This window comes from Micromonospora sp. NBRC 110038 (assembly GCF_020884815.1).
GTDB classification, from domain to species: domain Bacteria; phylum Actinomycetota; class Actinomycetes; order Mycobacteriales; family Micromonosporaceae; genus Micromonospora; species Micromonospora haikouensis.
Window position 1 is genome coordinate 1,264,945 of record NZ_BBOL01000001.1, and the last position, 20,682, is coordinate 1,285,626.

5 protein-coding genes are annotated in these 20,682 nt (G+C 77.3%); 1 reads left to right on the forward strand and 4 read right to left on the reverse strand.

Annotated features, from left to right (window positions below; genetic code table 11):
- The 4 genes from LPU61_RS05435 to LPU61_RS05450 form a co-directional block, all read right to left on the reverse strand.
- On the reverse strand, positions 1 to 2,796 hold the full coding sequence (locus tag LPU61_RS05435; protein ID WP_229404307.1) for a hypothetical protein: 2,796 nt from the start codon (positions 2,794 to 2,796) through the stop codon (positions 1 to 3).
- A 56-nt stretch (positions 2,797 to 2,852) separates the two neighbouring features.
- Positions 2,853 to 3,443 carry a hypothetical protein gene (locus LPU61_RS05440; RefSeq protein WP_144420212.1) on the reverse strand — a complete coding sequence of 197 codons (591 nt, stop codon included), beginning with the start codon at positions 3,441 to 3,443 and terminating at the stop codon, positions 2,853 to 2,855.
- A gap of 126 nt (positions 3,444 to 3,569) precedes the next feature.
- On the reverse strand, positions 3,570 to 4,583 hold the full coding sequence (locus LPU61_RS05445) for a 3-dehydroquinate synthase (protein ID WP_229404308.1): 1,014 nt from the start codon (positions 4,581 to 4,583) through the stop codon (positions 3,570 to 3,572).
- Positions 4,574 to 5,398, reverse strand: a complete 825-nt coding sequence (locus LPU61_RS05450) for a hypothetical protein (protein WP_229404309.1) — start codon at positions 5,396 to 5,398, stop codon at positions 4,574 to 4,576. Before LPU61_RS05450 ends, LPU61_RS05445 begins: the two co-directional genes overlap by 10 nt.
- 233 nt (positions 5,399 to 5,631) lie before the next feature.
- Here LPU61_RS05450 and LPU61_RS05455 point away from each other — a divergent pair, with 233 nt between their 5' ends.
- On the forward strand, positions 5,632 to 20,667 hold the full coding sequence (locus LPU61_RS05455; protein ID WP_229404310.1) for a type I polyketide synthase: 15,036 nt from the start codon (positions 5,632 to 5,634) through the stop codon (positions 20,665 to 20,667).
- Positions 20,668 to 20,682 lie beyond the last annotated feature (15 nt).

The following is a 20,682-nucleotide window of genomic DNA, read 5'->3' on the forward strand; positions in this document are numbered from 1 at the left end:
TCACCAGGCAGTGCCGCAGGACTTCGCGGTGCCGGTCGCCGGCACGAACGCCATCGCGTCCCAGGCGATGTCGACCTCGCCGTTCGCGCCGGTGATCCTGTTGCTGAGCTGTACGCGCGCACGCGGCCCGAGGGTGTGGCGGCCGAGGCTCACCCACCGGTCGGCGCCCTGGGTGGCTGAGTCCTGGTTGACCACGCAGGTGCGCTCCTGGTCGCGGGGGTCGTTGTAGATGCCGATACCCGGCTGGATCAGGTATTCGGCCGCCGTCTCGTTGGCGCCGTGCGACGGCAGGTGCACCACGATGTCCCAGCTCTGGATGCCACTGCGAATGTTCGGCGTCCACGTGCCGACCACCTGGTGCAGCGGCGCGTCGCTGTCGTCGACGCTGTGGGTGAACCACATGTGGCCGAGATAGCCCGCCCCGAGCTGATGGACGTCGATGTCTGCGTAGAAGCTGTTCCCGTCGCCCGCAGGAGACCCGAGGCGGAGGGTGAACTTGCCGCCCCAGCTCTGCCCCGCGCAGCCCAGCGGATTGATCGACGAGTCCTTCAGGTCGTCGACCACCAGAGCCCCGCTCGCCGAGAACGGAGTGCACCGCTTCGGATAGACCGCCTTGACGGCCGGCTCTGCCGAACCCACCGCGTACACCAGCTTCTCGGTGCTCAGCGGGGCGGCCTCGGACGCCCAGCTGGTGCTGCCGTGCCACCAGCAGGACTCGTCGCAGCCCGAGTTGTCCCCGAACGGGGAGCAGTTGTTCGCCGCACCGCAGAACTGGTACCTGCTCGGCAGGCTCAGCTGGTTGCTCGACGATCCGAACAGCGGCTTGGAGTACTTCGTCACCGGATCGATCCACTGCCACTGCGGCACCTCGGCCCAACCCATGATCCGCTCCGGGTAGGACCAGTCCGACGGGTGGCTGGCGTCGTCGGTGTTGATGCGCAGGAACGGCGCCCGGTTCGCCGGGTACGACGGGTTGGCCGGGTTGTTGAACCACCCGAGCCCGTAGTTCCCGTTGGCGCCCGGCTCGCCCCGCGGGTGCACGCCGCTGTTGTAGCCCCAGACCGCCAGGAACCAGTTCTCGATGTAGCGGGGGTCGTTGGTGTTGACCGATATGCCGAGCGACTGCACCTGGTTGAACTTCTCGACGAGGATCCGCAGACCGGCGGCGATGTTCGCGGCGTAGTCGCTCGAGATGGCCACCCGCTCGGCCTCGGTCCACTTCGTCGAGTCCCAGGTCATGCCGTCGGTGACCTGGGAGATGCCGTATCCGCAGTCGCTGCTGTCGTAGTCGATGTAGTCCCACCCCCACGAGCTGCTGCTGCGGCTGCCGTAATAGTCGGAGACGAGGGGGTTGCCGCCGTCGCCCGGCGCGGCATGCCAGGAAGCCTGTGCCATGTTGGTCTCCTGGGCCAGCACCGCCAGCATCACCTGCGCGGGCACCCGCGGCCCGGACGGCAACGGGAAGAGCCCCTGCGGGGTGTACGCCGGCCCGCCGGTCTTCAGGTAGTTCGCCGGTCGGGAGACGGTCAACTTGCCCTGCACGGCGAGGTCCACCGCCCACTCCACCTGGTTGGCGCTCGGCTGGAGCACCTGGCGGCGAATGTCGTTGCGGGGAACCGCGCAGGTCGGCCGGAAGAAGGGGTTGGTGACGACCTCTCCGGTGATCTGCGCGCTGGGGGCCTGCCGCCGACCGGCCCGGGGAGCGGCGACGTCCGCTGGAGCCTTCGGTGTGGTGGTCACCGTGTGCCGGCTCTCCCGGCCGCTCCTCGTGGCCCGGACCGTGACGTCGAGGCGGGTTCGGCGGTCGGCCTGACCCGTCTCGACCGGGCTGGCCGACATCAGCAGCAGGTGTCCCTCCCGAGAGGCCACCCGGGTCTTGTCGCCGGCCGTGAGCAGCACCAGGTCGGCGGGGTGCCGGCGGATTCCGGCGATGTCGCCGACGAGGGCGTTGCGACCGCCCGAAAGGCCGACCAGTTCGAGGCCGGTGGCCCGGCCAGTGCCGAGCACGGTGTGCCGGCGGCCGTCGTACCGGTGGGCGCTCGCCCGGGCCTCGACGCCCGGCTTCGCCTCGTCCACGGTCAGCACGTCGACCGCGCCGGCAGCCGTCACCCGCACGGCGAACGGCTGCCCGCCCGGGTCGGCCAGCTTGGTGAGCTTGCCGGCCCGGAGCCGGTGCAGACCGCCCCGGAGGATGCCGTAGTCGCCCTCGGCCGCCGGTGCCGCGTTGGTGAACTGCCCGGCCAGGCGGACCGTCGAGGTCACCTTGCCGGCTGCCGCGTCGATGGCGATGACCTCGGTGGTCTGTTGGTCGACGTCGGTGGGCCGGGTGACCAGCACGCGTTCACCGGCCCCGCAGGACGGGTTGTAGTACGCCAGCTGAACCCGTTCCTTCAGCGGAACGACCTTGCCGTTGGTCAGGTCGACCACCGCGACGTAGGCGCCCTTGGTGGCCAGTTCCGGCTTGTTGCTGTACGAGGTCGGCGCGTACACCGCGACGGCACGCTTGCCGGAGCCGGTGACACAGACGCTGCCCGTCCAGTTGCCGACGTCGGGGAGACCGGCATTCAGTGTGGTCAGGTTCGACCAGGCGAAGGCGTCCCGCTCCCGGGCCACGAACAGGTGGAAGCCGCTTCGGTCACCGGCCCCGGCGACCAACTGGTCTCTGGAGCCGGCCCAGTCGGGGCCGAGCGAGGCGTCCGGGTCGGCGAGCGCCCCCCGGCTCAGGGTCTCGGCGGGGACCGGTGAGATCGGCCGGGCGGCCACAGGCTGGGGAACGACAAGCACCGAGGCGCTCATCGCGACCACCGCACCGAGCGCACCAAGGACGACCGGTCGCGCCGGTCGGTCACGCTTCAGTTCCACTTGGTGCACTCCAGTTGCTCGTCGGGATCGTTGTTCGGAGTGGGAGGGTCCCCCGAGCCGACCACGTACCAGCAGGCCCGCACCGACTTGTTCCAGTCCGTCATCGCCGAGCGCCACAGGTTGACCCCGGCCGTCGTGTAGTTGACGTACGCGTCAGGGAAGAGCGGGGACGGTGCCGCTGGCTTGCGCATCTCGTTCGCGCCGTACTGGGTCAGCTCCCAGAACTGGAACTCCACCTCCCAATACGTCTCGTCGAAGGTGATCAGCCAGTCCGTCCAGGTCGACTGGCAGCTCGGTGAGTAGTAGAGCGTGCTGGTGCCTTCCAACAGCTTGACGCTGTCCTCGGGCGATTCGACGAGGATCCGTTGGTCGTCGGCGACCACCTTGTCGGCCAGGCAACCCGCGTCACCGGCCCACTTGCCCTCGCACGTCTCCGCCTTGCAGCTCGCAGCCCGGGCCGCCTGCGGTGGGGTGACAGCCGCGCCACCGACTGCCAGCACGATGGTGAGAGCGGTCGCCGACCCGAGGATGCGCGACCACCGGCTGCGCACGGCGGATGCGGCCGAGGCGAGCCTGCTCATGCCGCGCATGGGCCACTTCTCGATGGGGCTGGGTGAAGTCCGAGAGTCATCATGTCGCCAGCGTCCCCGGGGCCGTCACGGCCGGATCATCGTCCCGTCATCAGCGCCGACGGAGTGCCCTTCCTCTCACCCCAGTGCGGTGCGGACGGCCTCCGGTGGGACGTCCGCCACCAGCTCCGGCCCGGCCGGGCCGTCGAGGACGAACGACAGGCCCGCCGTGGCCTTCTTGTCGCGCCGCATGAGCGCGACCAGCTCGTCGTGGTCCACGTCGGAGGGCAGCTCCGTGTCCAGGCCGTAGCCGGCGACCACCTCGTGGTGCTCGGCGACCCGCTCGGGGCCGATCCGACCGAGGACGCCGGCGAGCCGGCCCGCGAAGACCGTGCCGACGCCGACGGCCTCGCCGTGCCGCAGCCGGAAGCCCGTGGCGACCTCCAGCGCGTGCCCCAGCGTGTGGCCGTAGTTGAGGATGTGCCGCAGCCCCGAGTCGCGTTCGTCGGCGGCGACGACCCGCGCCTTGAGCGCCACGCACGCGGCGATCTGCTCCGCGACGGGCCGCCCGCGCAGGTCGCCCGCGCCGATGAAGTGGGCGCGGGCGATCTCCCCGTAGCCGTTGCGCCGTTCCCGCTCCGGCAGGGTCGTCAGGTGTTCGGTGTCACAGAGCACCGCGCGGGGCTGCCAGTAGACGCCGACGAGGTTCTTGCCCTCCGGCAGGTTCACCGCCGTCTTCCCGCCGACGCTGGCGTCGACCTGGGCCAGCAGCGACGTCGGCAGGTGGATGACGGCGATCCCCCGGTGGTAGAGGCCGGCGGCCAGCCCCACCACGTCGGTGGTGGTGCCGCCGCCGCAGGAGACCACCGCGTCGGTGCGGGTCAGCCCGAACTCGGCGAACGCCCGGCACAGCTGTTCCACCGTGGCGAGGGTCTTGTCGTGCTCGCCGTCGCGGGCCGGCACCACCCGGTGGGGCACGCCCGGGTCGGGCGTCCACTCCGGCGGCCGGGCCGAGACCACGACGACCCGCCGCGCGCCGATCCGCGCCACCTCCGCCGGCAGCCGGTGGCGCACGCCCGGCCCGATCAGCACCGGGTAGGCGCGCTCGCCGAGCGCCACCTCGATCCGCGCGGGGGTCTCCGTCACCTGCATGCGGCTGCTCTCTCCTCCGACTCGGGTGTGCGGCGGACCAGCGTCAGCCGCAGCGCCAGCGCTGCCAGCGCGTCGACGTCCGGGGCGATGCCCCACCGGTCGTGGCTGAGCTGGGCGTGGTGGGCCAGCAGGAAGCCGCGCGGCGCGTCCGGATGGTCCCGCCCGGCGACGTCGGCGACCCGGTCCAGGTAGCGCCGCCACGCGGCCTCGGCCGTCCCGCCCGGCGGCAGGTCGTCCGCCGCGAGGACGATCTTGTCCGCCCCGGCGGCGGCCTGCGCGGCCAGTTCCCGGCGGTGCGCCCCGGTGAGCGTCGCGCCGCGGTCCTGCCAGTGCAGGAAGAGGAACGCGGCCCGGTCGGCCGCCGGCAGCAGCCCGGCCAGGTGCCGCAGGTGCGCCACGGCCAGCGGCAGCTCCGCGCCGGGCAGCCACGGCCCGTCCCCGGCGAGCAGGGCCAGCGCCAGGTCGCTGCCGGCCTGCGCGAGGGGTCCGCCCCGGGCCGGATCGCGGACCACGTGCGCCTCGTCGACCAGGGAAAACCCTCGGTCGTACGCGCGCAGCCCGGCCCGGACCACGTCGAGCCCCGCCGCCGACGCGCGGATGCCGAGGCGCAGCCGCGGCCCGGCGGCGGAGCCGGCCGGGGCGACCGGGGCGCCGGTGGGGTCGAGCCGGTCGTAGAACCAGCCGGACCCCGGGTCGGCGCGGCGGGCGGCGGCGACCAGCCCGGCGACGACGGTGCCGACCAGCTCGGCCGCCCCGGCGTCCGGGCAGCCGCCGGCCGGCACGGCCAGGCGGGCGAACAACCACGAGCGTTCCAACGACGGCACCTCGACTGACGGAAGGTGGGGCATGGGCACGACGGTCTGCGCAGGCTCGCCCCATCATCACCTCCGCCGCAGGTCGCGCCGGTCGGTCGGCGGCCGGAACTGGGGACGGGTTAGGGGTGCGACAGGGGTAGGTCGCCGCCACGACGCTGGGAAGACTTGTGCCGTTACGGCGAGCGAGGTCTACGCCGCGGATGGGGAGTCTCGCCGAGCGGACGGATGGTGACATGCTTCGGAGCGACCTGGTCCAGCCGTTGCCCGGTCTGCTGAAGGCGCACGCGGAGGAGTTCGGGGACCGGGTCGCGTTCCGCGACGACCGCCGCGCCGTCCGGTACGCCGAGCTGGCGGCGCGTACCGCCCGGCTGGCGGGGCACCTGGCGGCGGCGGGGGTGGGCCGGGGCGAGCGGGTGGCGTTCTGCCTGGGCAACCGGGTGGAGACGGTCGAGACGTGGCTGGCGGTCACCCGGGCCGCCGCGGTCGGCGTACCGCTGAACCCGCGCTGCACCGACGCGGAGCTGGCCCATCTGCTGGACGACTCGGGCGCGGTGCTGGTCGTCACCGACCCGGAGCACCTCGACCAGCTGCTGCGGCTGCGCGCCGACCGCCCCGCCCTGCGCCTCTGGGTCACCGGCGACGGCGTGGCCCCCGACGACGTGGCCGCCTGGGGCGAGCTGGTCGACGCCGAACCGGGCGTGCCGGCCCGCGACGACCTGGGCCTCGACGAGGTCGCCTGGATGCTCTACACCTCGGGCACGACGGGCCGGCCCAAGGGCGTGCTCTCCACGCAGCGCACCTGCCTGTGGTCGGTGGCGTCCTGCTACGTGCCGATCCCCGGCCTCACTGGCGACGACCGGGTCGTGTGGCCGCTGCCGCTGTTCCACAGCCTGTCCCACATCGGTTGCGTGCTCAGCGTCACCGCCGTCGGCGCGAGCGCCCGGCTCGTCGACGGCTTCTCCGCCGACGACGTGCTGGCCGCCGTCGCCGAGGACTCCGCGACGGTGCTGGCCGGCGTGCCCGCCATGTACCACCACCTGGTCACCGCCGCCCGCAGCACCGGCTTCCGCGCCCCCGACCTGCGGGTGTGCCTGGTCGGCGGGGCGATCACCACCGGGGCGCTGCGCCGGGCGTTCGAGGAGGTCTTCGACGCGCCGCTGCTCGACGCGTACGGCAGCACCGAGACCTGCGGCTCGATCGCGATCACCCGCCCGGACCGGCCCCGGGTCGAGGGCTCCTGCGGGCAGCCCGTGCCCGGCGTCGAGGTGCGCCTGGTCAGCCCGCAGACCGGGGTGGACGTCCCGGCCGGCGTCGAGGGCGAGGTGTGGGTACGCGGCCCGAGCGTCATGCTCGGCTACCACGGCCTGCCCGAGGTGACCGCCGCCGCGCTGCGCGACGGCTGGTACCGCACCGGGGACCTGGCCCGCCGCGACGCCGACGGCAACCTCTTCGTCACCGGCCGACACCAGGAGCTGATCATCCGGGGCGGGGAGAAGATCCACCCGGCCGAGGTGGAGGACGCGCTGCGGTCGGTGCCCGGCGTCGCCGACGTGGCGGTCACCGGCCGGCCGCACGAGGTGCTCGGCGAGGTGCCGGTGGCGTTCCTCGTACCCGGCCCGGACGGGTTCGACCCCGCCGCCGCGTACGCGGCCTGCCGGGAGCGGCTGTCCTACTACAAGGTCCCCGACGCGCTGTACGAGATCGACCGGGTGCCCCGCACCGCGTCCGGCAAGGTCACCCGCCGGCTGCTGCTGGCCCGGCCGGCGCGGCTGCGCGCGGTCAACGGCGGCCACCACGACACGCTCAGCCGGGTCACCTGGCAGCCGCTGGACCTGGCCGCCGCCGCCGAGCCCACCGCCGAGGCCAGCGCCGAGCCGACCCCCGGACCGCGTCGCTGGGCGGTCGTCGGGCCGGGCGGCGACGCCCTCGTCGAGGCGCTGGTCGGGGCGTCGGCGGGCGACGTGTTCCGGGCGTACCCGGATCTCGCCGCGCTGGGCGACGACCCGTACGCGCCCGACGTGGCGCTGCTGCCGGCCGGCGTCGCCGACCCGCCGGACCTCGCCGGGCGGCTGGGCGACCTGCTCGCCGACGCCCGGTACGCCGGCACCCGGATCGCGCTGCTGACCACCGGCGCCGTCGACGCGTCCACTCCCGACCGCCCCGACGACCCCGACCTGGTGCCGGCGGCCGTGGCGGCGTGGGCGTGGGGGCGCTGCCTGCACGCCGTGTACCCGGATCGGGTCGTGCTGGTCGACCGGGACGCCGACGACCTGTCGCTGGCCCTGGTGCCGGCCGCCGTGGCCACCGGCGTCGCGCAGGTCGCGCTGCGCGCCGGCGCGGCCCGGCACCCGGCCCTCGGGCCGGCCCCCGCCCGCGCGCCCCGGCGGCCGGCGACGGTGGTCGACCCGGCCGCCCCGGCGGTGGTGACCGGGGTCGACGGGCCGACCGGCGCGGCGCTGGCCCGGCACCTGGTCGCCGCGCACGGCGCCCGCCGGCTGCGGCTGGCGCACGCCGGCCCACCCGACGACGCCGCCCTGCGGCGACTCGTCGCGGACCTGACCGACGCGGGCGCGACGGTCACCCCGCTGGACGCCGACGCCGACACCGTGCTCGATGACGCCGTGCTCGCCGACGCCGACACCGACGGCGCGCCCGCCGGTGCCGTCGCCGCCGACGGGCCGCTCGGCGCGGTCCTGCTCTGTCCGTCGGCCGCCGACCTCGCCGACGACGCCGCCGTCGCGGCGCTGCTGACCCTCGCCGGGGCGCTCGACGCCCGGACCCGGCACGCCGCCGCCACGGTGTTCACCGTCGCCGTCCCGGCGGCCCTGCTGCTCGGCGCGGCCGGGCGGGAGCGGGCCGCGGCGGCCGTCGCGGCCCTGCACGCCCTCGTCGCCCGCCGCCGGGCGGCGGGCCTGCCCGCCCGGCTGATCGGCACGACCGACCCGGCCGCGCCGCCGCAGCCGGCCGATCCCGCCACGCCGCCGCAGCCGACCGACGCCGCCGGCCGGCGGGTCGACCCCGCCGCGCCGCCGCACACGGCCGGCGCCGGTGCCCCGGCGGGCGGGACCGCCGTCGACCTCGCCGCGTTCGACGTCGCCCACGACGGCGACGACCCCGTGCTGCTCGCCGTGCCGGCCGACGCGACCCACCCCGCCTGGCGGCCCCCCGCCCGCGCGGCGGGCGAGGGCGGCGACGCGGCCGACGCCGCCGAGCTGCGCCGCCGGCTGGCCGGCCTGACCACCGCCGAGGGTGACCGGCTCCTGCTCGACCTGGTCCGCGCCGCCACCGCCGACGTCGCCGGCCTGCCCGGCCCGGCCGCCGTCCGCCCCGGCCGCGCGTTCAAGGAACTGGGCTTCACCTCCGTCGGTGCGGTCGCCCTGCGCGACCGGCTGGCCCGGGCCACCGGGGTACGGCTGTCCGCCACGGCCGCGTTCGACCACCCGAGCCCGGACGCCCTCGCCCGGCACGTCGCCGCCCGGCTGCGCGGCGGCCCGGACGCCCCCGTCGCCCCGGCCGGGCCGGCCACCGCGCCCGACGCCGACGATCCCGTGGTCATCGTCGCGATGGCCTGCCGCCTGCCCGGCGGCGTCGGCTCCCCGCAGGAGCTGTGGGACCTGGTCGCCGAGGGCCGGGAGGGGCTCACCGGGTTCCCCACCGACCGGGGCTGGGACCTGGCGCACCTGTTCTCCGACGACCCCGACGCCCCCGGCACCTCGTACGTGCGCGTCGGGGGGTTCCTGCCCGACGCGGCGGACTTCGACGCCACCCTCTTCTCGATCAGCCCCCGCGAGGCGCTGGCCATGGACCCGCAGCAGCGGCTGCTGCTGGAGACCTCCTGGGAACTGTTCGAGCGCGCCGGCATCGACCCCACCTCGCTGCGGGGCAGCGCCACCGGCGTCTTCACCGGCGTCATGCACCACGACTACGCCGCCAACCTGCGCCAGGCGCCGCCCGGCACCGAGGGCTACCTGGGCGTCGGCACCGCCGGCAGCGTCGTCTCCGGCCGCGTCGCGTACGCGCTGGGGCTGGAGGGGCCGGCGGTCACCGTGGACACCGCCTGCTCGTCGTCGCTGGTGTCGCTGCACCTGGCCGCCCAGGCGCTGCGCGCCGGGGACTGCGACCTCGCGGTCGCCGGTGGCGTCGCGGTGATGGGCACCCCGCAGGCGTTCGTCGAGTTCAGCCGGCAGCGCGGGCTCGCCCCCGACGGCCGGTGCAAGGCGTTCGCCGACGCCGCCGACGGCACGGGCTGGTCCGAGGGCGTCGCCGTGCTGCTGCTGGAACGCCGCTCCGCCGCCCGCCGCAACGGCCACCCGGTGCTCGCCGTGCTGCGCGGCAGCGCCGTCAACTCGGACGGGGCGTCCAACGGGCTGACCGCGCCCAACGGGCCCGCCCAGGAACGGGTCATCCGGCGGGCGCTGGCCAACGCCGGGCTCACCGGAGCCGACGTGGACGTCGTGGAGGCGCACGGCACCGGCACCCGGCTCGGCGACCCGATCGAGGCGCAGGCGCTGCTGGCCACGTACGGTGCGGGGCGCGGCGACGCCGAGCCGCTGCGGCTGGGCTCCCTGAAGTCGAACCTCGGCCACACCCAGGCCGCCGCCGGCGCCGCCGGGGTGATCAAGATGGTGCTCGCCCTGCGGCACGGCACGCTGCCGGCGACCCTGCACGTGGACGCCCCGACGTCCGAGGTGGACTGGGCCGGCGGCGCGGTGGAGCTGCTCACCGAGGCGCGCCCGTGGCCGGCGGTGGACCGGCCGAGGCGGGCGGCGGTCTCGTCGTTCGGCATCAGCGGCACCAACGCCCACGTGATCATCGAGGCGCCCCCCGCCGCCGACGACGAGGAGACCGCCGCCGACCTGGCCGCCCCGGGCACCGCCGGCCGCCGGCCGCCGGTGCCGTGGCCGCTGTCCGCCGCCACCGGCGAGGCGCTGCGCGACCAGGCGGCCCGCCTGCTCGCCTGGCTCGACGGCCCCGGCGCGGGCGCCGACCCGGCCGACGTCGGGCACGCGCTGGCCACCACCCGCGCCGCCCTGGAACACCGGGCCGTGGTGCTGGCCGGCGACCCGGCCGCCGCCCGCGCCGGGCTGACCGCGCTGACCCGGGGCGAGGCGGAACCCGACACCGCCGCCGTGCTCACCGGCCGCGTCGCCGACGGCCGGCTCGGCCTGCTCTTCGGCGGGCAGGGCGGCCAGCGCCCCGGGATGGGCCGCGAGCTGCGGGCCGCGTACCCGGTCTTCGCGGAGACGTTCGACGCCGCCTGCGCCGAGCTGGACCGCTGCCTCGCCGGGCACGCCCCGCACCCCGTCGCCGACGTGGTCGCCGCCGCCGACGGCACCGACCTCGCCGCCCGGCTCGACGACACCCTCTACACCCAGCCGGCCCTGTTCGTCTTCGAGGTGGCCCTCCACCGGCTGCTGGAGTCCTGGGGCGTACGCCCCGACGCGCTGCTCGGCCACTCCGTCGGCGAGCTGGCCGCCGCGCACGTCGCCGGGGTGTTCTCCCTCGCCGACGCGGCGGCGCTGGTGGCCGCCCGCGCCCGGCTGATGCAGCAGCTCCCCGACGGCGGCGCGATGGTCGCCGTGGAGGCCGACGAGGCGGAGGTGGCCGCCCACCTCACCGACCGGGTCGGGCTCGCCGCCGTCAACGGGCCGCGCAGCGTCGTCCTCTCCGGCGACACCGACGCGGTGCTGGCCGTCGCCGCGACCCTGCGCGCCGCCGGCCGGCGCACCAGCCGGCTGCGGGTGTCGCACGCGTTCCACTCGCCGCGCATGGAGCCGATGCTCGACGCGTTCCGTGCCGTGGCCGCCGGCCTCACCTACCGCACCCCGCACCTGCCCGTGGTGTCCAACGTGACCGGTCGGCCGGTCGACCCGGCCCGGCTCTGCTCGCCCGAGCACTGGGTGGAGCACGTGCGCGGCACCGTCCGCTTCCTCGACGGGATGCGCGCCCTGCGCGGGCTGGGGGTCACCACGTTCCTGGAGGTCGGCCCCGGCGGGGTGCTCACCGCGATGGCCCAGGACTGCCTCGCCGACGACACCGCCGACGAGCTGGCCTTCGTGCCCGCCGTGCGGACCGTCGACGGCGAACCGGACGCGCTGGTCGCCGCCGTGGCGCGGCTGCACGTGCGCGGCGTCGCCGTGGACCCCGCCGCCCCCGCCGGCCCCGGGCCGCGCCGCCGGGTCGACCTGCCCACGTACGCGTTCCAGCGCCGGCACTACTGGCTGCCGTACTCGGCGGTGGCCGGCGGGCCCGCCGACGTGGGGCTGGCCGACGCCGGGCACCCGCTGCTCGGCGCGGTGCTGCCCGTCGCCGGCACCGGGCAGGTCGTCTGCACCGGGCGGGTCGCCGCCGCCACCCACCCGTGGCTGGTCGCGCCCGACGCCGACGGGCCGGCGCTGCTGCCCGCCACCGCCCTGCTGGACCTGTTCGCCCACCTCGGCGTGCTGCTCGACCTGCCCACCGTGGAGCGGCTGCGCGTCCCCGCGCCGGTGCCGCTGCCCGCCGGCCTCTCCGTCGACGTGCAGGTCACCGTCGACGCGCCCGACGAGCACCCGCGCCGGGTGGCGCGCTGCCACGTGCGGGCCGCCGACGGCCAGCCGTGGCGGGAGGTCGCCGAGGCCGTCCTCGCCCCCGCCGACCACCAGGCCGGACCGGCCGCCGCCACGGCGGTGTGGCCGCCCACCGGGGCCCGGCCCGTCGACCTGGATACCCCGCAGCGGCGGGCGCTCGCCGGCGACCTGGCCCGGGCCGCCTGGGTCGCGGGGGACCGGCTCTGCGTCGACGTACGCCTGCCGGAGGACGCCCGGGACGCCGACGCCGACCGGTACGCGGTGCACCCGCTGGTGCTGGACGCGGCCCTGCGCCTGCTCCCGCTCGCCGGCTTCGCCCCCGCCGCCGGGGCCGCGGCGCGGCCGACCGCGACCGACTGGGCGGGGGTGCGCGTGCACGCCACCGGCGCGCACGCCCTGCGGGTCGTGCTCGCCCCCGCCGGGGCGGACGCGGTCACCCTCTCCGCCGTCGACGACGCCGGTGCCCCCGTGCTCGACGTGGAGCGGGTGGTGCTGCGCGCCGTGGCCGCCCCGGCCCCCGACGGCCCGGCCCCCGCCGCCGCCCCCGCCGGCCTGTACGCCGTGGACTGGCTGCCCGCCGCGACCCCGGCGACGCCGGTGCCCGCCTGGGCGCTCGCCGACGGCGCGCCGCCGGCCGGCCCGCTGCCGCCGCTGCTGGTGCTGCGGGTCGGCGACGGCGACCCGGCCGCACCGGTGCCCGACCGGGCGCACGCCGTCGGCCTGGACACCCTCGGCGTGCTCCAGCGCTGGCTGGCCGACCCCCGTGCCGAGAGCACCCGGCTCGCCGTCGCCGTCCGCGACGGCGACCCCGCGCACGCGACCGTCGCCGGGCTGGTCCGCGTCGCCCAGGCCGAGCACCCCGACCGGTTCCTGCTGCTGCGCCTCGACGCGGCCGACGACGCGGGGATCCGCACGGCCCTGGCCGCCGGCCCCGACGAGCCCGAGGTCGCCGTCCGCGACGGCCGGGCCCTGCTGCCCCGGCTGCGCCCCGTCGAGCCCCCCGCCGGCGGTACGCCGGCCCCGGCTGCCGGCACGCCCGCGCCCGCCGCCGGCCCGCTGCCGGCGTCGACCGCTCCCGGCCCGCTGCCGGCCGGCCCGACCGCCGCCGGGCCGCTGCCCGCGCTGGCCGGCGGGACCGTCCTCGTCACCGGCGGCACCGGCGGGATCGGTCGGCACGTCGCCACCCACCTCGCCACCGCCCACGGCGTCGCCGAGCTGGTGCTGGTCAGCCGCACCGGCCGGCACGCCGACTGGATGGACGCGCTCACCGCCGCCGGGACGGCCGTGCGGGTCGTCGCCGCCGACGTCGCCGACCGGGCCGCCCTCGACGCGGTCCTCGCCCCGCTCGCCGGCCGGCTCACCGCCGTCGTGCACGCCGCCGGGGCCACCGACGACGCCCTGCTCACCGGCCTCGACGCCGCCCGCTGGGAGCGGGCCCTGCGCTCCAAGGTGCACGGCGCGTGGCACCTGCACGAGCTGACCGCCGGCCTCGACCTGGCCGCGTTCGTGCTGTTCTCCTCCGCGTCGGCCGTGTTCGGCAGCCCCGGGCAGGGCAACTACGCGGCCGGCAACGCGTTCCTCGACGCCCTCGCCGCGCACCGCCGCGCCCACGGCCTGCCCGCCACCGCCCTCGCGTGGGGCCTGTGGGCCGAGCCCGAGGGGATGGCCGGCGCGCTCACCACCGCCGACCTGGCCCGCCTCGCCCGGGGCGGCACCCGCCCCCTGGACACCGCCGCCGGCCTGGCCCTGTTCGACGCCGCCCTGCACGCCGACCGGCCCGCGCTGGTGCCGATCGGGCTGGACCTGGCCGCCGTCCGGGCCGCCGGGGAGGCGCCCGCCCTGCTGCGGGCCCTGCTGCCCCCGCCGCCGCGCCGGGCCGTCAACGCCGACCCCGCGCCCGCCTCCGCCGCCGGGTTCGCCGACCGGCTCGCCGGCCGCACCGAACCCGAACGGGCCGCCGCGCTGCTCGACCTGGTGCGCGCCCGGTGCGCCACCGTCGTCGGGCACACCGGCGGCGAGCAGATCGAGCCGCGCCGCCCGTTCAAGGACCTCGGCTTCGACTCGCTGATGGCCGTGGAGCTGAGCAACCGGCTCTCCGCCGCCACCGGCGTCCGGCTCGCCCCGCACGCCGTGTTCAACCACCCCACCCCGGAGCTGCTCGCCGCGCACCTGCACGCCCGGCTGCTCGGCACCACCGCCGCCGAGGTCGCCGACGCCGCCACCGTCGCCGCCGACGAACCCGTCGCCGTCGTCGCCATGGCCTGCCGGTTCCCCGGCGGCATCGGCTCGCCCGAACAACTGTGGCGGCTGCTCGACGACGGCGGCGACGTCATCGGCGACCTGCCCACCGACCGGGGCTGGCCCGACCTGTACGACCCGGTCCCCGGCACCCCCGGCCGCACCTACGTGCGCTCCGGCGGATTCCTCGCCGGCATCGCCGACTTCGACGCCGCGTTCTTCGGCATCAGCCCCCGCGAGGCCCTGGCCATGGACCCGCAGCACCGGCTGCTGCTGGAGACCTCCTGGGAGGCCCTGGAACGCGCCGGCATCGACCCCGGGACCCTGCGCGGCAGCCGCACCGGCGTGTTCGCCGGCACCCACGGGCAGGACTACGCCGACCAGATCGCCCCCGGCGTCGCCTCCGACGACGGGGAGACCACCGCCGACGAGGGACACCTGCTCACCGGCACCGCCGGCAGCGTCCTGTCCGGCCGGGTCGCGTACGCCCTCGGGCTGGAGGGGCCCGCCGTCACCGTCGACACCGCCTGCTCGGCGTCCCTGGTCGCGCTGCACCTGGCCGCGCAGGCGCTGCGCGCCGGCGACTGCGACCTGGCCCTCGCGGGCGGCGTGTCGGTGCTGTCCAGCCCCGCCGGGCTCACCGGGTTCAGCCGCCAGCGCGGCCTCGCCGCCGACGGCCGCTGCAAGGCGTTCGCCGAGGACGCCGACGGGTTCGGCATGTCCGAGGGCGTCGGCGTGCTCGTCGTGGAACGCCTCTCCGACGCCCGCCGCCGCGGCCACCCCGTCCTCGCGCTGATCCGGGGCACCGCCGTGAACCAGGACGGGGCGTCCAACGGGCTGACCGCCCCCAACGGGCCCTCCCAGGAGCGGGTCATCCGGGCCGCGCTGGCCGCCGCCGGCCTCACGCCCGCCGACGTGGACGCCGTCGAGGCCCACGGCACCGGCACCCCGCTGGGCGACCCGATCGAGGCCGAGGCGATCCTCGCCACCTACGGCCAACGCCCCGCCGACGCCCCGCCGCTGCTGCTCGGCTCCGTCAAGTCCAACCTCGGGCACACCCAGGCCGCCGCCGGCGTCGCCGGGGTGCTGAAGATGGTCCTCGCCATGCGGCACGGCGTCCTGCCCCGCACCCTGCACGCCCAGCAACGCACCACCCGCGTCGACTGGGCCGCCGGCTCCGTGGAGCTGCTCACCGAGGCCCGCCCGTGGCCGCGCGCCGACCGGCCCGCCCGCGCCGGGATCTCCTCCTTCGGCATCAGCGGCACCAACGCCCACGTCGTCGTCGAGGCCGTCGCCGACGAGCCGCAGCCCGACCCCGCCCCGCCCACTGACCCCGCCGCCCTGCCGTGGCTGCTGTCCGCGCGTACCCCCGGGGCGCTGGCCGGGCAGGCCCGCCGGCTGCGCGACCACCTCGCCGACCACCCCGACCAGCCGCCCCGCGACGCGGCCTGGTCGCTGGCCACCACCCGGGCCGCGTTCGACGCCCGGGCCGTGGTCGTCGCCGCCGAACCCGACCGGGTCGCCGCCGCCCTCGACGCACTCGCCGCCGGCCGCCCCGACCCCGACCTGGTACGCGGCGACGCCACCGCCGCCGGGAAGGTCGTGTTCGTCTTCCCCGGCCAGGGCTCCCAGTGGCCCGGCATGGGCCTCGACCTGCTCGACCAGGCACCCGTGTTCGCCGAGCGGATGGCCGCCTGCGACGCGGCCCTGCGCCCCCACCTGGGCTTCTCCGTGCTCGACGTGCTGCGCCAGGCCCCCGACGCGCCGAGCCTCGACCGGGTCGACGTGGTGCAGCCGGCCCTGTTCGCGACGATGGTGTCGCTGGCCGAGCTGTGGCGCTCCTACGGCGTGCGGCCCGCCGCCGTCGTCGGCCACTCGCAGGGCGAGATCGCCGCCGCCTGCGTCGCCGGGGTGCTCTCCCTGCCCGACGCGGCGAAGGTGGTGGCGCTGCGCAGCCGCGCGATCCGGGCCCTGGCCGGGCACGGGGCGATGGCGTCCGTGGCGCTGCCCGCCGACGTGGTCCGCGACCGCATCGCCCGCCACGGCGACGCCGTCGCCGTCGCCGCCGTCAACGGGCCCGCCGCCGTCGTCGTCTCCGGCGAGGAGGCCGCCGTCGAGGAGGTGCTCGCCGAGCTGGCCGCCGACGGGGCCCGGGTGCGCCGCATCGCCGTCGACTACGCCTCCCACTCCGCCCAGGTGGAACGGATCCGCGCCGATCTGGCCGAGGCACTGGCCGGCATCAGCCCCGGCCCGGCCGCCGTGCCGCTGTTCTCCACCACCGACCTGCGCTGGCTCGACGGGCCTGAGCTGGGCCCCGACTACTGGTACCGCAACCTGCGCCAGCCCGTCGAGCTGCACCGGGCCGTGGCGGAACTGGCCGCGCTCGGCCACGACACGTACGTCGAGTGCAGCCCCCACCCGGTGCTCACCGTCGGCATCACCGAGACCCTCGCCGAGCACGACGCCCCGCACGTCGTCGTCGGCTCCGTGCAGCGCGACCAGGGCGACCGGGCCCGGTTCCTGCTCTCCGCCGCCCAGCTGCACGTGCGCGGCGTCGCCGTCGACTGGCGGCCCGCCCTGGCCGGCGGCCGTCGCGTCGACCTGCCCACCTACGCGTTCGACCACCGCCGCTACTGGCCCCGGCCCGCCACCGGCCCCGGCGACGTCGGCGCGGCCGGCCTCGACGCCGCCGGGCATCCGCTGCTCGGCGCGTCCGTGGCGCTGGCCGAGGCGCGCGGGCACCTGTTCACCGGCCGGATCGCCGCCGGCGCACCGGCGTGGCTGGCCGACCACCGGGTCGGCGAGACGGTGCTGGTGCCCGGCACCGGCCTGGTCGAGCTGTGCCTGCGGGCCGGCGACGAGGTCGGCTGCCCCGTCCTCGACGAGCTGGTCATCGAGGCCCCGCTCGCGCTGCCCGCCGACGCCGCCGGCAGCCCCGGAGCCGGTCGCGCCGCCACCCAGGTGCAGCTCACCGTCGGCGCGGCCGACGACGCCGGCCGCCGCCCCGTCGCCGTGCACTCCCGCCCCGCCGACGCCCCGCCCGGCACCCCGTGGACGCGGCACGCCAGCGCGACCCTCTCCGCCGCGCAGCCCGCCCCGCCCGCCGGCCTCGCCGCCTGGCCGCCGCCGCACGCCCGCCCCGCCGACCTCACCGGCTTCTACGCCGGGCTCGCCGCCGACGGCTACGCGTACGGGCCCGCGTTCCAGGGGCTGCGTGCCGTGTGGACCGGCGACGACGAGGTGTACGCCGAGGTGGAACTGCCCGCCGGGCAGCGCGCCGACGCCGACCGGTACCACCTGCACCCGGCCCTGCTCGACGCCGCCCTGCACGCCGCGCACTTCGGCGGCGTCGGCGACGCCGGGCCCGACCGGCTGCTGCTGCCGTTCGCCTGGAACGGCGTCGCCCTGCACGCCGCCGGCGCGTCCGCGCTGCGGGTCCGACTCACCCGGGTCGCCCCGCACGCGATCGCGCTGACCGTCGCCGACGCCACCGGCGCACCCGTGGCCGAGGTGGCGTCGCTGGCGATGCGCCCCATCCCCCGCGCCGAACTCGGCACCCGCGACGCCGCCGTCGACGACGCGCTGTTCCGCCTCGACTGGCAGCCCTTCGCCGCGCCGGAGACCCCCGCCCCGGCCCGCGTCGTCGCGCTCGGCCGGGCCGTCGGCGCGTTCCCGCACCACGCCGACCCGGCGGCGCTCGCCCGCGCCGTCGACGGCGGCGCGGCCCCGCCCGACGCGGTCCTCGCCCCGCTGGGCTGGTCCGACGCCCCCGCGCCCGACGTGCCCGACGTGCCCGACGCGTTCGCGGGGGAGCCCGACCGGGCGCGGGCCGTCGCCGCCGAGGCGCTCGCCCTCGTCCAGGCGTGGCTGGCCGACCCCCGCTGGGCGGCCACCCCGCTGGTGCTGCTCACCCGGGGCGCGGTCGGCGTGCACAGCCCCGCCGAGGTCGACGACCCCGACGCCGCCACCGCCTGGGGGCTCGTCCGCACCGCCCAGTCCGAACACCCCGACCGGTTCGTCCTGCTCGACGCCGACACCCCGCCCACCGACGCCGAGCTGACCGCCGTCCTCGCCGCCGCGGAACCCCAGGTGGCGCTGCGCGCCGGCACCCCGTACGCCCCCCGGCTGGCCCGCCGCGTCGAGGCCGCGACGCTCACCCCGCCGGCCGGCGCGACCGCCTGGCGGCTCGACACCACGGCGCGCGGCAGCCTGGAGAACCTCACCCTCGCGCCCACCGACGCCGCCGACGCGCCCCTCGGCCCCCTCGACGTGCGGGTGCGGGTCCGCGCCGCCGGCCTCAACTTCCGCGACGTGCTCAACGCGCTCGGCCTCTATCCCGGCGACCCCGGGCCGCCCGGCGGCGAGGCCGCCGGCGTCGTCACCGAGGTCGGCGCGGACGTCACCGACCTGCGCCCCGGCGACCGGGTCCTCGGCGTCTTCGTCGGCTGCTTCGGCCCCGTCGCCGTCACCGACCGCCGGCTGCTCGCGCCGGTGCCCGACGGCTGGACGTACGCCCAGGCCGCGTCCGTGCCCGTGGTGTTCCTCACCGCCTACCACGGGCTGGTCAACCTGGCCGGGCTGCGGGCCGGCGAGTCCGTGCTCGTGCACGCCGCCGCCGGTGGCGTCGGCATGGCCGCCGTGCAACTCGCCCGCCACCTCGGCGCGCACGTCTACGCCACCGCCAGCCCCGGCAAGTGGCCCGCCCTGCGGGCGATGGGCATCCCCGACAGCCACCTCGCGTCGTCGCGGACCCTCGACTTCGAACCGCACTTCCTCGCCACCAGCGGCGGACGCGGGGTCGACGTCGTCCTCGACTCCCTCGCCCGGGAGTTCGTCGACGCCTCCCTGCGGCTGCTGCCCCGCGGCGGCCGGTTCGTCGAGATGGGCAAGACCGACCTGCGCGACCCCGACCGCGTCGCCGCCGACCACCCCGGCGTCGCCTACCAGGCGTACGACCTGACCACCGTGGACCCCGACGAGGTCCAGCGGATGCTCGTCGAGCTGATGGGCCTGTTCGCCGCCGGCAAGCTGACCCCCCTGCCGGTGCGCGCCTGGGACGTCCGGCAGGCCCCCGACGCGTTCCGCCACGTCCAGCAGGCCCGGCACGTCGGCAAGGTGGTGCTCACCGTGCCGGCCCCGTGGGACCCCGACGGCACCGTCCTGCTCACCGGCGGCACCGGCCTGCTCGGCGGCCTCGTCGCCCGCCGCCTCGTCACCGGCCACGGGGTGCGGCATCTGCTGCTCGCCAGCCGGGGCGGCCCCGACGCACCCGGCGTCGCCGACCTGACCGCCGAGCTGACCGCCCTCGGTGCCACCGTCACCGTCACCGTGGCCGCCGCCGACGTCGCCGACCGCGCCGCCGTGGCCCGGCTCGTCGCCGCCGTGCCCGCCGAGCGTCCGCTCACCGCCGTCGTGCACCTCGCCGGGGTCCTCGACGACGGCGTGGTCACCGCGCTCACCCCCGACCGCCTCGACACCGTCTTCGCCCCCAAGGTGGACGCCGCCCGGCACCTCCACGAGGTCACCCGCCACCTCGACCTCGCCGGGTTCGTGCTGTTCTCCTCCGGCGCCGGGGTGTTCGGCGTGCCCGGCCAGGGCAACTATGCCGCCGCCAACGCCTACCTCGACGCCCTCGCCACCCGCCGGCGCGGCGCGGGCCTGCCCGCCCAGTCGTACGCGTGGGGCCTGTGGGAGCAGGCCAGCGCGATGACCGCGAAACTGGACCGCGCCGACCCCCGGATCACCGCCCGCGACGGGCAGCTCGCCATCGGAACCGACCTCGGCATGGCGCTGTTCGACGCCGGCCTGGCCGCCCCCGAGGAACACCTCGTGCCCACCCGGGTCGACGTGACCGCCCTCGCCGGCCGGGCCAGCGTGCCCGCCCTGATGCGCGGCCTCGTCCGACGCGTTCGCCCCCGGGCCCGCGCCGAGGCCGCCCCCGGCGGCCGGGACCTCGCCGGCCGGCTGCGCGCCCTCACCACCGGCGAGCAGTCCGCCCTGCTGCTGGACCTGGTCCGCGCCGAGGCGGCCACCGTCCTCGGCCACGCCAGCCCCGACGCCGTCAAACCCGCCCAGGCGTTCAACGAGATCGGCTTCGACTCGCTGACCGCCGTCGAGCTGCGCAACCGGCTCACCGAGGCCACCGGCCACCGGCTGCCCGCCACCGCAATCTTCGACTACCCGGACCCGACCGCGCTGGCCGGTTTCCTGCGCGCCCAGCTCGTGCCCGACGGCGGCCAGGCCGCGCCGGCCATCCTCGCCGAGCTGGAGAGCCTGGAACGGTCCCTGGCCGAGACGGTCGTCGAGGCGGAGCTGCACACCCAGGTCGCGGCTCGGCTGGAGGTGCTGGTCGCCAAGTGGCGCACCATGCGCGGCGCGTCCGCCACCGACCACGACCTGGACCTGGCCCAGGCCAGCGACGACGAGATCTTCAGCCTGATCGACACGGAACTCGGGCTGTGACGCCCGACCCGACGC

Coding starts and splice junctions, on each gene's coding strand:
- LPU61_RS05445 (WP_229404308.1), bottom strand. CDS start 4,583: ATGCAGGTGACGGAGACCCCCGCGCGGATCGAGGTGGCGCTCGGCGAG.
- LPU61_RS05455 (WP_229404310.1), top strand. CDS start 5,632: ATGCTTCGGAGCGACCTGGTCCAGCCGTTGCCCGGTCTGCTGAAGGCG.
- LPU61_RS05440 (WP_144420212.1), bottom strand. CDS start 3,443: ATGAGCAGGCTCGCCTCGGCCGCATCCGCCGTGCGCAGCCGGTGGTCG.
- LPU61_RS05435 (WP_229404307.1), bottom strand. CDS start 2,796: ATGAGCGCCTCGGTGCTTGTCGTTCCCCAGCCTGTGGCCGCCCGGCCG.